Genomic DNA, 15,246 nt, shown 5'->3' with positions numbered 1-15,246 from the left:
CTAATATATCATTAAAAATGATTATCTTAGCGATGGAAACCAAACCATTAAAATATGCTGCGGGACAAAGATATTAAAAAGATTCAAGAGTTGAAAGCGGACTTTACCCCCGGCAGGGTTTCCGCGGAAGATATTTTTAGCCGCTTCAAGGCGTTGAAGCTAAGCGAAGGTCTTTCTGAGTTCAAATGGTTCAAGACCCGGGGATATGATTTTAAAATGGTCCTGGCCCTGCTGGTCTCCATGGTGGTCAGTTCAGACAAGACGGTCAACTCCTATCTGAACAGCCCCACAGGTGAAGGTTCCACCATGGGCAAGGATGTGTTCTATCGCCTGAAGAACAGTCCCTTTATATGCTGGCGGATGCTTATGTGGCATCTTGTGCATCGTTTTCTGACGGTGACGTCCAAAGATAGTGATGTAGATGATACCTCATCCCGTTACCTGATCTTCGATGACACCACCCTGTCCAAAACCGGTAAGCGTATAGAGAAGATCGGGAAGGTATGGGATCATGTAACAAACAGCTACGTGCTTGGATTCAAGCTGTTGGTGATGATGTACTGGGACGGCAAGTCCTCCATGCCACTGGATTTCAGTCTTCACCGGGAGAAAGGGAAGAATCAGGAACGCCCCTTTGGGATGAGCAAAAAGCAGATCCGCAAGCAATACAGTTGCAAGCGTATCAAGGACTCGTATACCGCTAAACGTGTGGAAGAAGTGGACACGAACAAGATCCAGATGGTCCTGCGGATGTTTTTCACGGCCATCTATCGCGGGCTTCGCGTTGATTACGTCCTGGTGGACAGCTGGTTTACTTGCGATGCGTTGATACAGGCTATCCGGGGTGTGAAGGACAAGGAAGTTCACCTGATCGGGATGTACAAGTTTGCAAAGACTAAGTTTGAGTACCAGGGTAAGAGCCTGACCCACGCCCAGATCAATAACATGCTGGGCAAAGCCAGGCGCTGCCGTTCCCTGGGTTACCAGTACAAACAGGCCAAAGTGCTGTACCAAGGTGTTGAGATCTGCCTTTTCTTTAGTCGTCGGGGCAAAAATGACAAATGGAAGGTTTTGTTGACGACGGACACGAAGCTGACGTTCAAGGGATTGATCAGGCATTACCAGGTAAGATGGGTTGTGGAGGTGTTCAATCGAGAATCGAAGCAATTGTTGAACCTGGGAAGATGTCAATCCAGTAACTTTGACGCCCAGGTAGCAGAAACGACCATCAGCATGATAGCCTATCTGTTATTGACACTGCGTTTCCGGTACGATAACTACGAGTCGAAAGGGGCACTCTATCGGTCAATGAACGCCGATGTGCTCAGGGAAACACTCGACAGACGGCTATGGGGGCTGTTCATCGAGTTAGCCTGCTCAGTATGCGAGGTATTGGAGATGGATGCCGATGATTTACTTGAAAAAATGTTGGCCAATCCAAAAGCAGAATCCATGATCATTGCACTGTGTTGTTCGGTGATGGTTAAGGACGATTGAGAAATTGTAAAATATAAAATGTTATAGTACAGAGATATAGATAATAATGCATTTCCCTTCTATTTCTTTGTCAATGGTTTGAGGGAAGTGCGAAACATGAGTAAAAGTATTAGCCGGAGGCAACTCGCTTTAATCATATACTTGTGTGAACTTTTTCGCTAAGCTAAATGAGCAAAGGACAAGTTTGCTTACACTATGCCATAGCGAGAACTATTTCGATAAGCGAGTACAGAGGCAAAACTTGTTTTGACTATGTTGAGCGTAAAAATAGTACAACAACAATTGAAAAAGTCTAACTTTAGTGATAATGATTATCATGCGCGTTTCATACAACAAATAACATCAAAGGGCAACTTTGATAAAGTCTTTTTATCCCTTTTTATATTTACTTGACGTATGAGAAAGGAAATACCCTATGTTAAAAACGTTTTTTTAATTTTGAGAAACTATTCTGTTAGTACGCTATATAAGTAATGACTACATGATCGCACAATTTCTCTAAGAAGTTATCTCCTTATTTTTTATGGCATTAGGGTTCCAAAAGGAACATCCTCAACACGGAAATTCTTGTAGCATATAATACAGAGAGGAACATATTGATCTGGTGATGTTCAGTATGGATTTCGGGATCATTGAACAGGAACAAACTCTCTATACCTGCCAGATCATAGGTTGACGCAAAATAGTGAAGCATCACAACTTGCCATTTTACATATTCGTACGGGGTGATCTCCTTTCTGTCCCCAAATAAAGATTTGAATGAAAGTTCCGTTTTCTTCAGCTTTTTATCCTGAATTTTAGCTGTCTTATCTTCCAATTTTAAAAGGGCGTAATCGGGATATTGATCAAGAGCCTGGGCTATTCTGGCTTTTTTTTCCGTAGGATCATTCAGACCTTGTAACTCGAGAAACGTGACATATGGGAGTTCACCCCACTTCTCACGCACATATTTTTGCAACTTTGCATCTTCAATCTCTTTAGTCAAATAAGACAAGTCTTCATAAGCGATCTCATCTTTATTTTGCAAACCCATCATCTGGTAGCGAGCGGCATTCGTGATGGTATAATCACGCGCTTCTTTCCTCCATTTCGTAATCCATCTGTTTACATCCTCAAAATCGACAAGATCATCATACAATATATCGGTCAACGCTTCTATTCTTTTGAAACTCTCATCGTCATCCGGGTCCTCATCGCCCCGGTCATCGCCAAACTCATCATCATCTAAATGTTGGGTTAATTTCAGGAAAATCGCTGCATTTCCACTATAACTGTTATCGATATATTCTTCGTGGAAAATGTCCAGGTCATCCCAGTCGTCTTCATCATCCCAGTCGTCATAAGACTCGTCAAACATTGGATTATTACCCCCTAAGAGATAATCAAAATGACCTGCTCCCAGTCTCTTTTTCAGGCTATTGATAATAGTGTTGGCTATTGTATCATCTTCTAAGGGGCCTTGTACGAAAAGCGGTTTTCCATTTTCACCTCCACACGCTATTTCAATCAAGGGTATATCGTCGCTATCTTCTTCAAGCATATATTGAGTAGTGGATAGAAAATCCTTATGGGGTTCAAAACCGATATCTTCAGCATATTCCCACCCGGCATGTATAATGTTATGAACCAAACCGTAATCGCTTTCAACCATATTAAGGCCCGTATCTAATTTACGCTTATATTCGTCAAATTCATACTCCGGAATATTAAATTCGTATAATGTGTCCTTTATTCCAAGACATTTCAGGTCGACAAGATATGAGCAGTAGGTTATATTTCCGTTGATATGCTTACGGGCAATGGTCACGTGCGCAATACCCGCATCCTCCCAGTCTTCATTGACAAAGCACTTGTATATAGGAAGATTACGGGCTCTTTGGCGAATATAGTTTTCCGGGGAAAGTATTTGCGGGGACTGTTTCTCCTTCTTCTTCATAATCAATTACCATACAGGGGTGAATAATGACGCCTCAATGCAAAAATACAATAATAATTAGAGATAAACGTTTTTTCACACGCAAAACTTAATCATATTATGCTTCTTTGCATAATGCTTTTTTGCATAATGCAAGCGATGTTCAACAACAGAAAAAGGCCTTTTTATAATGCAATGTTTTAAATCTAAGTAATGCTGCATGTGAGCAATACCAATGGGAGATAATCCTTCAGTTCGGCTCTTAATACGCTTAGCGCCTTGCTGATATAAGCCTCTATTGTTTTGGGAGAGACGGACATTTCCTCCGCTATCTGATTGTAAGTCATATTCTCAAACCGGCTCAGTTCAAAGGCTCTCCTCACGTTTTCGGGTAGCTGCTTCAAGGCAGTATGAAGCATTTGTTCCAGTTCTCCAATGGTATAAATCACTTCGGGGGTATCGGTGGTGGCGGAAACGGCCTGCTTCTCCGCATAATACTGTCGCACAGACTGTTTACGGAGATAATCCGTACAATTATTCTTTACACTGGTGATGAGCAAATTCTTAAAAGAGGAGGTGATTTCGATCTTTTTCCGGTTTTTCCATAAATGAAAGAAAGTATCCTGAACAATATCTTCACACGCTTCCGGCGAAGAGATGTAACGTTGTGCAAAGACACAGAGGGCAGGATAGAAGTCGAAAAACAACTCTTTAAACGCTTCCTGATCGTCTTGAAAGGCAATTCTCCTGAACAGGTTCTCCAATACTGCACTCTCTGCCATCTGCTACAAAATAAGTATCCTGAATTTTATTTTTCTTCACGGACTTTTTGCAAAGATGCAAAAAAATATTTAATCAGGAAACTGTAACCTTATAACTACTCATTCTGATTTTTTGGCTTCCTTCAAAATAACAAAAATCGCCGGAATGAGAGAGTCGTATCCGACGATTTTTGTTATAGGAACCTGCATCATCCTTTTAGGATTTGTTACAAGTAATCCGGGCAGGACACTCACCAATAATTACATTGGCATATTGGTACATTATCACATTAAATTAAATATCTATACTTTACTTATTCGGCCTATCCCAACCCCGGGTTTCCGTGCACCGGATCATGGCAATCTGGTCGCCCGCCTGTAGTTTGAACTCGCCTGCTTCCAGCGTCCACTCTCCTTTTTCATTTACAAAGGCAAGGTCGTCGGCTGCCAGTTGCAGTGTAACGGTTTTGGTCTCACCCGGTTCGAGTGTTATCTTTTCAAATGCACGCAGACGGCGTACATCGGGCGAAAGGGAGGCTACCATATCGCTGCTGAAGAGCAGTACTGCCTCTTTTCCTGCCAACGCTCCACTGTTCTTTACATCCACGGTCACCGTCAGCAGATCACCCGACACGAAATCTTTCTTGTCCACTGATAAATTGGTATACTCAAATGTAGTATAACTCAGTCCGAATCCGAACGGATACTGTACCGACGTCTGCGCTCCGTAATCGTAAGCGCCTTCCATTTTACCGTCTATATTCTGGCTTGGCTTATGATCGTAGGTGATCAACCCATGCTCGAATCTCGGGTAGGTATAAGGCAGTTTTCCACTTGGATTGACATCTCCCGTAAGAATATCGGCCAGTGCATCTCCCCCGAAATTACCCGGGAGATAAAGCTGAAGTACCGCTTTGGAATCCGGTTCAATCTTACGGATCAGTCGTGGGCGTCCTTCATTTAATACCAGTATGACCGGTTTTCCTGTCTTTTGGAGCGCCAATGCAAGGGCTGTCTGATTCTCTGACAGCGCCAATTCATCCAGGTTACCCGGTGTTTCACAATAGGAGTTCTCTCCTACACACAACACAATATAATCGACCCCTGCCGCGGCAGCTACCGCTTTTCCAATCTCAGGCGAATTTTCTTCGTAATACTGGCCATCCATCTTATAGGTAACTCCCGGCTCATATCTCACGTTCGCAGCGCCGAATTTATTTTGCAAGGCTTCGTAGATAGTGTTGTATTCTTGAGCAAACTCTTCGGTTTTTTCTCCCTGCCATGAATAACTCCATCCACCGTTGAGGGTACGCATAGAGTGCGCATTAGGGCCTGTCACTAAAATACGGACATTGGACGGTAACGGCAGGATGTTGTTTTCATTTTTCAACAGGGTGATCGACTCATCAGCGGCCGCTTTTGCTACCGCTTCACTCTCACTGCTCCCAAAGTCGGGATATTCAGAACGTGACCAGTAAGGATGCTCAAAGAGCCCCAGACGAAATTTCATCCGCAATACCCTACGTACTGCATCGTCAATCCGCTCCATGGGTATCTCACCTTCTTCTATCAGTTCTACTAAAGTAGGACAAAAGGCAAGATTATACGGCTCCATCACCAGGTCAATACCGGCATTGATGGCCGTTTTCACTGCCTCTTTATAATCTGTGGCGATCCTGTCCCGCGAGAGCAGATTCTGTACATCGGCCCAGTCGGTCACGATTACCCCGTCAAACGCGAGCTCTTCTTTCACCCATTCAGTCAGTAGCCGATAATCGGCATGGGTGGACACGCCATTGATGATACCCGAATTAACCATCAGCGAAAGTGCCCCGCCTTCTACTATAGAGGCCCGAAAGGGTTCAAAATATTTCTCACGCAATTCACTTTCTGAGATAAGAGCCGGTGTACGGTCTTTACCCGAGACAGGTACTCCATAACCCATATAATGCTTTACACAGGCGGCAATATGGTGGCTCCCTACATTGTTGCGGTCATTACCCTGAAACCCGAGTGTGGAGGCCACTCCCATCCGGGCATTGAGATAGGCGTCTTCACCGTAGCTCTCCCATTGACGCGACCAGCGGGCGTCTCTTCCCAGGTCCATAGTAGGAGCGAAAGTCCAGGGAATATTGCTGGCGCGGGTCTCATAAGCCGTAATACGGGAACCCTCTTTCATTAGATGGGTGTTAAAGGTGGCAGCCATCCCAACACCTTGCGGGAAGAAGGTAGCACCGGCGGTATAAGTAGTCCCGTGAATAGCATCAATGCCATAGAGCACCGGTATACCTGTCTCAGCCAACGCTCTCTCCTGTATGGTACGGACCGTTTTCTCCCACACCTCTGTGGTACGTGCCCGGTTGTTGGCGGTATTCAGGATGGAACCCACCTTGTATTTACCAATCACCGTATCCAGCATAGCAGGATCGATTTCGAAAGGCTCATCACTGAAATAGAGATTTCCTCCTTTTCCGATCACATCGACAGTGAATTGTGCCATCTGGCCTACTTTCTCCTCGAGGGTCATCTGCGCCATGACACTGTCGATCCGTTTTTCGATACCGGCATCCAAACCCAAGCCGGATGCTTTTTTATTTCCCCCGTTACAGGCACCCAGCAGAAGTACCGTTAGGATAAAAAAACTGATTTTTTTCATTTGATGTTACATTGAAATTAGAAGTCTGAAGTGAAGAAGTCCAAGAAGTGGAGAAGTTCAGAGTCTTGTACTAAACTCCCAAATCCGAAATCCCAATTCCCAAATCAAACATCCTAAATTTTTCACTTTTCACTTTTAGTTTTTAGTTTTTCACTATATAGATTTTCTATCGTCACTCGGCATAATCAAAACAAGTTTTTCTTCTGCCCTCGTTCCTAAGAAAATTCACTTTTTCTGATATACTCTTACGTAATCAATTTCATAGGAGGCAGGCAATGCCGATTCATCTACCCCTTGGGCGCCCCCCCAGGATCCGCCCCAGGCCAGATTAAGCTTCAGATAGAATGGATTGAAAAAAGGCCACGTATCCTTGTTCCCTGCCTTATCATTGGGAAAATGGAAATATTCAACTCCATCGACAAACCCTTTGATATAATCGGGAGTCCATTCAGTAGCATAGACATGGAATTCGGTTGAAGCATTCTGTATGGTTCTGGATGCACCTTTCTGTGTTTGATTCGTATGATTGTATGCTTTGGTATGTACGGTAGAATGCACGACATTGGGATCATAACCCACATATTCCATAATATCGATCTCACCGTCATCGGGCCAAGCGGTAAAATTTTTCGGCATCATCCAGAAGGCGGGCCAAGTACCTCTCCCAACCGGTAATTTCAGGCGTGCCTCAAAATAGCCGTATATCCAGCTTTTATCCGTATTCATACGGATGGAATAAACCGTTCCGTCTATTTTTTTTGCAGTGATAGTGAGAATACCGTTTTTTACGACAGCCAATTGCTCTCCATCTTTATCACCGCTGACATAGTGCTGCAGTTCTCCATTTCCCCAGCCTCCGCCACCGGTTTCGTACCACCATTCGGAGGCATTGGGGCGATCGCCTTCGTCAAACTCATCGTTCCACACCAGGGTATAACCTTCCGGAGCCTCGACATTGGGCACTGGTTTGCCTTCCTGTTCTACCGGAATACTGACCCGTTGGGTTCCCGCTTTAACGACAACCGCACCTTCACGCGCTGAAGTACTCGTGTTGGCAGCAATGGTTACCGTTATCGTCCCGGTAGTATTGACGGAACCCGTAGGACTGCAGGTAATCCAATCTTCGTTACTATAGGCGGCCCACTCGCGGTCAGCCGTAACATCAATAGTCGAAGTCTCCTTACTATAACCTGCATAAATTTGGGTGGGAGAACAAGTAACGCTCCCGCTTGCTTCAATTTCGTTGTCTTTACTACTGCAGCACACTATAGCAAGCGCAAGTACCGACAAAAAAAACAGCTTCATTTTATTCATAATCATATAATTAAAAGCATGTACGGCAAAACCATGATGCCGTACTATGCTATAGATTCATTATTTTATTCATTACATTCGGATTCTTTCAGGATAATGCTGCTGATGGTGACTTCGGCATTCGCAGGATTCCCCCCAAAGTCAAATACCAAATTTATCTTATCAATGTCAATTCCATCCATAGCAGGCATCTTAAACACATAATCCTCATACGCGATAAGATCAATATTCTTAGTGAAGAAGAACGTATTGTCATCATCGACTTTGGTGAGTTTGACAGTTACTGACCTGATATCCTTGCTTGAATTAAAGATACAGCGAAAATCATACTTATTCGCAGCGCTGGTCGCAATATTGTCTGTTTTGAAATGGACCTGTGCCTGCCATTGGGAAAATGTTTCTTCGGACAACGTGATTTTGTACGAGTTGCCGTCAGCCACGAAGCCGGGGTCTGCTATCTGGTTCCAACCCGGGGCATAATAAAAGAAGTTCGTATAGCTAACCGACTTCCACATATTGCAGTCCGAGTCCGGCAGCCAGTTCACATCATCTTCTTCAGGTTCTTCGATGACGGTGCCGTCGTCGCAACTATGCTCTTTCAATACGACACGGCTCACAGTAACGACTGTTTCTGCCGCATTACCGCCAAAGTCGAGCACAAGGCTTACCTTCTCCATGTCAATACCGGCCATATCTGTCTGAATAAAGGTATAATCTTGATATGCTTTCAGTGAAATACTTTCCTGAAAGTAATACACTCCATCATCTCCCGTCTTAACCAGTTTTACTGTTACATTGTTGTGATCCTTGGTAGAATTGAAGATAGTCGAAAAATCATAATTCGTTGCCGCATTAGTAGATAAGTCAGTCAGGAATTTCACTTGCGCCTGCCACTGGTCGGAGGTGGCCTCGGGCAAGGTAATCTGATAAGAATTACCGTTGTCGGCAAATCCGGGATCATCTATCTGGCTCCAACCCGGGGCATAGTAAAACTCGTTTGTGAACGTTGCCGTCTTCCACATGTTGCAATCATTATCCGGATCATAACCGCCCGGTTTTGTTTCTTCACCGCTTGTCAGGATATAATGCCACGCAATAGATCCGTTGTCCGAAATCAGCTCTATTTTAGTAGGTGAAATACCTGCCAGCTTATATTTCGGAGTATTGTAAATATCGTCGTTGGCGATATATGGGAACAGCGTGTGTGCCGGGAACGTCAGGTAAATGTCGTTTCCTTCCGCAACAAAATCATAGGTGGTTACCTGTTCCGAAACGGCCGCCATAAAGTCATTCCCATCGTTGGTATTATATTCGCTGAATACGGAACAACCGGCATTCACATACACCGTGCCTCCCACACCCGGATTATAGGTATAGTCCATACCTGTTGTAAAGGTAAGTATATCGTCATAAAGCCCCCAAGCTGCTTTCTCGTTAGGCGATGCGCTCCACCAGCCCGTCCCGTCTGTTCCCGATTCTCCACAAGCCAAGTGCGCAGGTTCGCTGGCAGCAATTGACCATGTTTTGCTTTCAGTTCCGGCAAAGAATGTAATGTACTTGTTAAAGTCAACCATCGAGTTGTCAATCGTAAACGTCTTGATGATGGAACCATCGCTGATACCGTTTGCATTCCCGATCTTGATCTCTACCGTATAGGTGCCGGCGGTACTATAAATTTTGGTAAGCCCGTTCACTGTGGAATAGGTGATTTTACTTTGTTCCTCAAAGATCCATACAGGATAAGCGGCCCTATTATTTAATGTGAACGTTACCTGGTTGATTTCCTGGTCGACAGTGATATTCACGTCAATATCCGCGGCCAGGGGAATACCAGCCTCATTCGGCGATGTAAAACCATCCGGGGAACAGCCTGCCAGGCAAAAAGCCATCGCCGCCATCAAGAGGGTAACCCTTATATAGCCATATATATTTTTCATAATTCTTCTATTTTATTTAATAGTTATTCTGAGTTAACGTACCTTGCGCCGCATCAATCTCATTTTGAGGAATGGGCAGGTATTTTTTATTGGGTGTCCATGAGTTTGTACGGTACTGGCCATCCGGAACAAGCACGGTAGTCGCTTTACCGGTACGTACCAAATCCCAGTAACGTTTTCCTTCGCCCACAAATTCCAACCGTCGCTCCTGAATGATATTGTCCACTGTGGCAGGAATGCTTCCCAATCCCGCCCTGTCGCGGACTTCGTTTAAATAGTTCTGTGCCGTTCCTTTACCTGAAACACCGCGGGCTAAGAGTTCGGATGCGTACAATAATGTTTCCGCATATCTGTAAACGCGGAAATTGTTATTGTAGTTCATATCGGCATCAGCAGCATGTCCTGCATTACCACCCACGCGGGGCAGGTACTTCCTTAAAAAATATCCGGTATCCTGATAACGTCCTGTGTAAGTAGCACCAGTGGAAACGGTATAGTCGGCAAAATTAAGGATACCCCCATCGCGACGTTCATCGGCTTCGTCATACATTTCGTAAGTTTCCACGCGAACCGGTTCAAATCCCCATCCGCCTTCATAATCCGGACTGCTGCCCAGATTGTTTATGCCTATAAATTTCGGATAAACTGAACCACCGGCGCCAGTAGCATTGTCCCAGGCGCGTTTACCGGCAGTAGAAACATAATTGATCTCGAAAATCGACTCGGTATTCCATTCTCCCGCTTCTTCCCAGATTAAAGCAAAATCGTCTACCAGGTCGTAGCTGCCGGAAGCGATGATCTCTTCCATATAGCTGAGAGCTTTGGAGTATCTGCTTTCGTCCTGCTGGTACATTACCACTTCAGTATAGAGCATATATGCCATGGCTTTCGATACGCGTCCATACCATTGGGCCGTTGTACGCATAGGTAATCCCCCGTTATCGATCGCGTCTTCCAATGATGTTATTATACCATTGTACACATCATCGGCAGTGCTTTGCTCATGTATATAAGGGAACGTGAGATTCTGTTCATAATAGGGAATATTGCCCCACAATTTCCACAACCACGTATAATAGAACGAACGCAATACTTTTGCCTCGGCTGTATAAAGAGCCTTATTCTCGTTAGAAATATCAGTTACATTTTCAATGTTTTCCACTACAACATTCGAACGGTTTACACCGGAATAGAATGTTGTCCAAAGATCACTTACCACAGAGGTGGGCAAAGCGTTGTAGTTAAACATACGGTGCAAATAAATACAATCATTTTCATCGGCTCCCCCGACGTAAACGTCATCAGCCATCACATCTGAGACCAAACCTATATGCGTATATTGCCCCCATGCATAGTCAAACCATTTTAATGGGTCGTATGCGGCAACGAGTGCTTCAAAGATCCTTTCATCCGAATTATAATATTCGTCAACAAAAACCTTGTCGGGCGATTCTACATCCAGAAAATCAGTTGTGCAGGACGTTCCCGTCATACCCAACAGTATGCAACTTATTAAAATTAAAATATATTTTTTCATACGATAGTCAGATTAGCAATTAAAAATTTAAATTTAACCCGAATGTATACGTTCTCGCCTGAGGATATATACCCCGGTCAATACCGATCTGTGTGCCTCCGGCGGAGATTTCGGGATCAAACCCTTCATATTTTGTGAGAGTCAGCAGGTTTTCAGCTGCTACAAAAAGGCGCAAGCTTGAAATCAGAAGATTTTTCGTCATCCCTCTGGGGAGCGTATATCCCAACTGTATGTTCTTCAACCGCCAATACGAACCGTCTTTCACGTACAAATCGGACGACAGCCAGTTGTTATTATCATCGGTAAAGGTGAATCGCGGAATACGGTTGGAAGTCCCTTCGCCGGTCCAACGATCCAACATATACGAAGGCAGGTTGATATAAGCGATATCCGTACGGCGCGTCGCATCAAAAATATCGTTCCCTTGTGTACCCTGCCACATCATGTTGAAATCAAAATTTTTCCATGCAACAGAAAAATTCAAGCCAAATGTCCAGTCGGGCATACCTTTACCGATTTTGGTCTTGTCGTTATCATCAATTTTACCATCTCCGTTTATATCGACGAAACGTACATCCCCCGGCACCGCTTTAGGCTGTATCAAAGACACATTTCCATCGGCATCGGTATGGGTATAACTGTTGATTTCATCCAGGTTCTGGAAAATACCGTTGGTTTTATACCCGTAGAAGAAAGGGAACGGTTGGCCATTTTCGGCTCTCGATACAGTTCCCACATTCTGGTAATTGTCGTAATTCTCGAATCCGGTTTCATTACCCAATTTAATGAGTTTATTTTTCAGGTAGGTAGCATTCCCCCCGATACGGAAGTTAAAGTCGGATACCTTGAATCTATAGCTTGTTTCGAATTCAAAACCGGAGTTTTCCATTTCTCCGACGTTACCCCAGGGTTTGGATTCACCCACATAAGAAGGGATGGGCATTACCATTAGCATACCGTCCGTAATTTTCTTGTAATAATCACCACTGAATGTTAATGCATTTCCAAGCAATCCGAAGTCAATACCGATATTGGTCTGTATGGATTGTTCCCAACGCAGGTCTCTGTTTGCCAGTCCGTTTGGTTTGGTACCGTTGAGCAGTCTTATGGCATCACCTGTCCCGAAGAAATAATTATTTCCGGTTTGGGTAAGCGCTACGTAGCGGAAATCATCGAGATTTTCGTTACCGTTTTTACCCCATGAAAACCGGAGTTTTGTGCTGTTCAGCCAATCGGGACGGTTTTGTGCAAATTCTTCGTTCATAATATTCCATCCCAGCGAGAAGGAGGGAAAGGTGGCCCAGGGATTGTTGGTCCCGAACCTGGAAGAACCGTCGCGGCGAATAGTTGCCTGAAACATGTAACGCTCGGCATAGTTGTAGCTTAACCGTGCGAAATAAGAAGCCAGGGCATGAGGATTAGTAGCGCCTCCGTAAACCGACATGTCGCCGTTAGCAGCGGTACCGGTCGTAAAGTTAATATTCGCCTTGTTGGGATTTTCTTCCACCATATAGTAATTGCTGCCACCCAACTGGCGTCCGTTGGTTTTCTTCGCCGATTGTCCCAACAGTACGGTTACGTTATGTAGTCCGATGGCTTTATCGTATGATAATGTGTTCTCTAACTGCCATACTAAAGAACGGTTCATCTCCGACCATACGGATGATTTCTCAGCCTTATTGGATTGTCCCAGGTAATACACGGGAGTCCAACCGTCAGTGCCCCAGAAAGCCAGATCCGTTCCAAACGACGACCGAAATTTCAGATTATCCCAAATAGTCAGTTCGCCCCAGAAATTGGCAATAAACTTGTCGGCATTTCCTTTCTCGCCCGGTAAAGTCAGCGCGGCCAACGGATTGACAATTTCATTATAGTCTGAGCCGGCAATGGTATAGATACGTCCGTTATTTTTATCGCGTACGGGACTAAAATTCGTTACGTTGGCATATCTTTCGAATACGGCATCCTCGTCTTCTTCATAAATTCCGAGGATAGGCGAGAAAGCAAGTGCACTGCCCAAAGGTGAACCATACTCCGAATTAGTGGTAATACCTTGCGACTGGATGCGCGAATAGGCCAGATTGGCGCCAAAGGTGACATTACTTAACCAGTTACGTTCATTCTTGGCATCCATGAGCACATACGTATTGTTGGAACGCAATGCAAGGCGTTTGTAATTGGAGCGGTCGAAATTTCCACCGACAATACCTTCCTGCGAATAATAACCTGCTGACAGGTAATAGTTGAGCCGTTGCGTGGTACCGCTCGCGCTGAACTGATGCTGGACTAACGGTGCATTATAATTGAAAACTTCCTTTTGCCAGTTTGTACCTTCCCCGAAGGAATAAGGATCGGCATAAAAGGGTGAATTTCCCCCGTTTATCCTGCCTTCGTTCATCAATATCGCGTATTCGGTGGCATTCAGCACGTCCCGTTCTTTCCATGGACTTTGCATACCATATGAGAAATCATACGTAAAACTCACTTTTCCCTCTTTTCCCTTTTTCGTAGTAACGAGAATAACACCATTCGCGGCGCGCGTACCGTAAATAGCTCCCGAAGCGGCATCTTTCAATACTTCTATGGATTCAATATCGCTCGGGTTAAGGTAATCAATACCTCCGTCAATCGGCATGCCGTCCACAATATAAACAGGATTGGAATTGTTAATGGTTCCGATACCACGCACACGCACCTTTGCTGCGTCACCGGGCTGACCGGAAGCGGAAGTAACGGTAACACCTGCTGTAAGCCCTTTCAACGCATTATCCACCCTGACGGGAGCCGTAAAGGCGAGATCATCGGCCGTCACACGACTAATAGCGGCTGTCACCACACTTTTGCGCTGTACACCATACCCGATTACCACCAGTTCATCGAGCACTTCGGTATCTTCCTGCAATTGTACGTTAAGCACGGTCTGATTAGTAATCGTAAATTGTTGCTCCAGATAGCCGATATAAGATACGCGAAGCGTAGCTCCTCTCGGTACGGATAACGCATAATTCCCATCTATATCAGTTACGGTACCAATCGTAGTTTCCGGAACGGAGATATTAGCCCCAATAACCGGATCATCATTTTCATCAGTCACCCGCCCGCTCAGACGTATTTCCTGTTGCGGAGCCTGCGTTGTTTCACTTGTTGCGGCCGTCGACTTATCAAAAATATAAATTTTGTTGTCTCTCAGCTCGTAACCGATATTACGGGGTGTAAACAACTGGTCCAACACCTGCGTAAGATCGGTATCGGTCACTCTGATAGTTACTGCATCATTCAGATCCACCACTTCCTTGCTAAACGCCAGGGTGTAGTCTGTCTGTTGGGTGATACTTTCCAGTACAGTTCTCAGATTTGTTTGGCTGAAATTCAGGTTCACTTTTTGTGCCGAACTGATTACGGTACTCAGCACAAAGAGCGACATCAGAATCATCCATCGCCTTTTCATTGGAATTTTTCCCATGGTTTGTTCTACATATTAAAAATTAGACATTAAAATTTTTTCACCTCACTAGAATTAATCTATCTCTCTACTTTTTATTACAGATACTGATTTAACACTTTTGAATGCTTGTTATCGCTTCTTTATAGTAGACACAGAGAAAAAGAAAAAGGATGAGTAAAAAGTA

At 44.5% G+C, this 15,246-nt stretch carries 8 protein-coding genes; 1 reads left to right on the top strand and 7 read right to left on the bottom strand.

Annotated features, from left to right (window positions below):
- Window positions 1-54 precede the first annotated feature (54 nt).
- Complete coding sequence (locus tag PSM36_RS00675) at window positions 55-1,497, top strand: IS4 family transposase (protein WP_076928351.1); 1,443 nt, start codon at window positions 55-57, stop codon at window positions 1,495-1,497.
- Between the two features lie 529 nt (window positions 1,498-2,026).
- Here PSM36_RS00675 and PSM36_RS00670 read toward each other — a convergent pair.
- The 7 genes from PSM36_RS00670 to PSM36_RS00640 form a co-directional block, all read right to left on the bottom strand.
- A complete protein-coding gene (locus PSM36_RS00670) occupies window positions 2,027-3,433 on the bottom strand; it encodes a hypothetical protein (protein WP_076928350.1) in 1,407 nt (468 codons plus the stop codon).
- Between the two features lie 185 nt (window positions 3,434-3,618).
- Complete coding sequence (locus tag PSM36_RS00665; protein ID WP_076928349.1) at window positions 3,619-4,194, bottom strand: RNA polymerase sigma-70 factor; 576 nt, start codon at window positions 4,192-4,194, stop codon at window positions 3,619-3,621.
- A 289-nt stretch (window positions 4,195-4,483) separates the two neighbouring features.
- The gene (locus PSM36_RS00660; protein WP_076928348.1) at window positions 4,484-6,829 is read right to left on the bottom strand and encodes a glycoside hydrolase family 3 N-terminal domain-containing protein; all 2,346 of its coding nucleotides are present in this window, start codon (window positions 6,827-6,829) and stop codon (window positions 4,484-4,486) included.
- Window positions 6,830-7,054: 225 nt separating this feature from the next.
- The gene (locus tag PSM36_RS00655) at window positions 7,055-8,134 is read right to left on the bottom strand and encodes a family 16 glycosylhydrolase (RefSeq protein WP_154671060.1); all 1,080 of its coding nucleotides are present in this window, start codon (window positions 8,132-8,134) and stop codon (window positions 7,055-7,057) included.
- Between the two features lie 74 nt (window positions 8,135-8,208).
- Window positions 8,209-10,080, bottom strand: a complete 1,872-nt coding sequence (locus PSM36_RS00650; RefSeq protein WP_076928347.1) for a hypothetical protein — start codon at window positions 10,078-10,080, stop codon at window positions 8,209-8,211.
- Window positions 10,081-10,096: 16 nt separating this feature from the next.
- Complete coding sequence (locus PSM36_RS00645) at window positions 10,097-11,617, bottom strand: RagB/SusD family nutrient uptake outer membrane protein (RefSeq protein WP_076928346.1); 1,521 nt, start codon at window positions 11,615-11,617, stop codon at window positions 10,097-10,099.
- 19 nt (window positions 11,618-11,636) lie between these two features.
- The gene (locus tag PSM36_RS00640; protein WP_232001488.1) at window positions 11,637-15,080 is read right to left on the bottom strand and encodes a TonB-dependent receptor; all 3,444 of its coding nucleotides are present in this window, start codon (window positions 15,078-15,080) and stop codon (window positions 11,637-11,639) included.
- Window positions 15,081-15,246: the final 166 nt, after the last annotated feature.

The sequence above is a fragment of the Proteiniphilum saccharofermentans genome (assembly GCF_900095135.1).
Lineage (GTDB): Bacteria > Bacteroidota > Bacteroidia > Bacteroidales > Dysgonomonadaceae > Proteiniphilum > Proteiniphilum saccharofermentans.
Note: the sequence above shows the minus strand (reverse complement) of the source record. Positions and strands in the feature narration are given on the sequence as shown.

Excerpts from the sequence above, each read along its gene's own strand:
- PSM36_RS00655 (WP_154671060.1), bottom strand. The coding sequence starts at position 8,134 with ATGAAGCTGTTTTTTTTGTCGGTACTTGCGCTTGCTATAGTGTGCTGC.
- PSM36_RS00640 (WP_232001488.1), bottom strand. The coding sequence starts at position 15,080 with ATGGGAAAAATTCCAATGAAAAGGCGATGGATGATTCTGATGTCGCTC.
- PSM36_RS00675 (WP_076928351.1), top strand. The coding sequence starts at position 55 with ATGCTGCGGGACAAAGATATTAAAAAGATTCAAGAGTTGAAAGCGGAC.
- PSM36_RS00670 (WP_076928350.1), bottom strand. The coding sequence starts at position 3,433 with ATGAAGAAGAAGGAGAAACAGTCCCCGCAAATACTTTCCCCGGAAAAC.
- PSM36_RS00650 (WP_076928347.1), bottom strand. The coding sequence starts at position 10,080 with ATGAAAAATATATATGGCTATATAAGGGTTACCCTCTTGATGGCGGCG.
- PSM36_RS00665 (WP_076928349.1), bottom strand. The coding sequence starts at position 4,194 with ATGGCAGAGAGTGCAGTATTGGAGAACCTGTTCAGGAGAATTGCCTTT.
- PSM36_RS00660 (WP_076928348.1), bottom strand. The coding sequence starts at position 6,829 with ATGAAAAAAATCAGTTTTTTTATCCTAACGGTACTTCTGCTGGGTGCC.
- PSM36_RS00645 (WP_076928346.1), bottom strand. The coding sequence starts at position 11,617 with ATGAAAAAATATATTTTAATTTTAATAAGTTGCATACTGTTGGGTATG.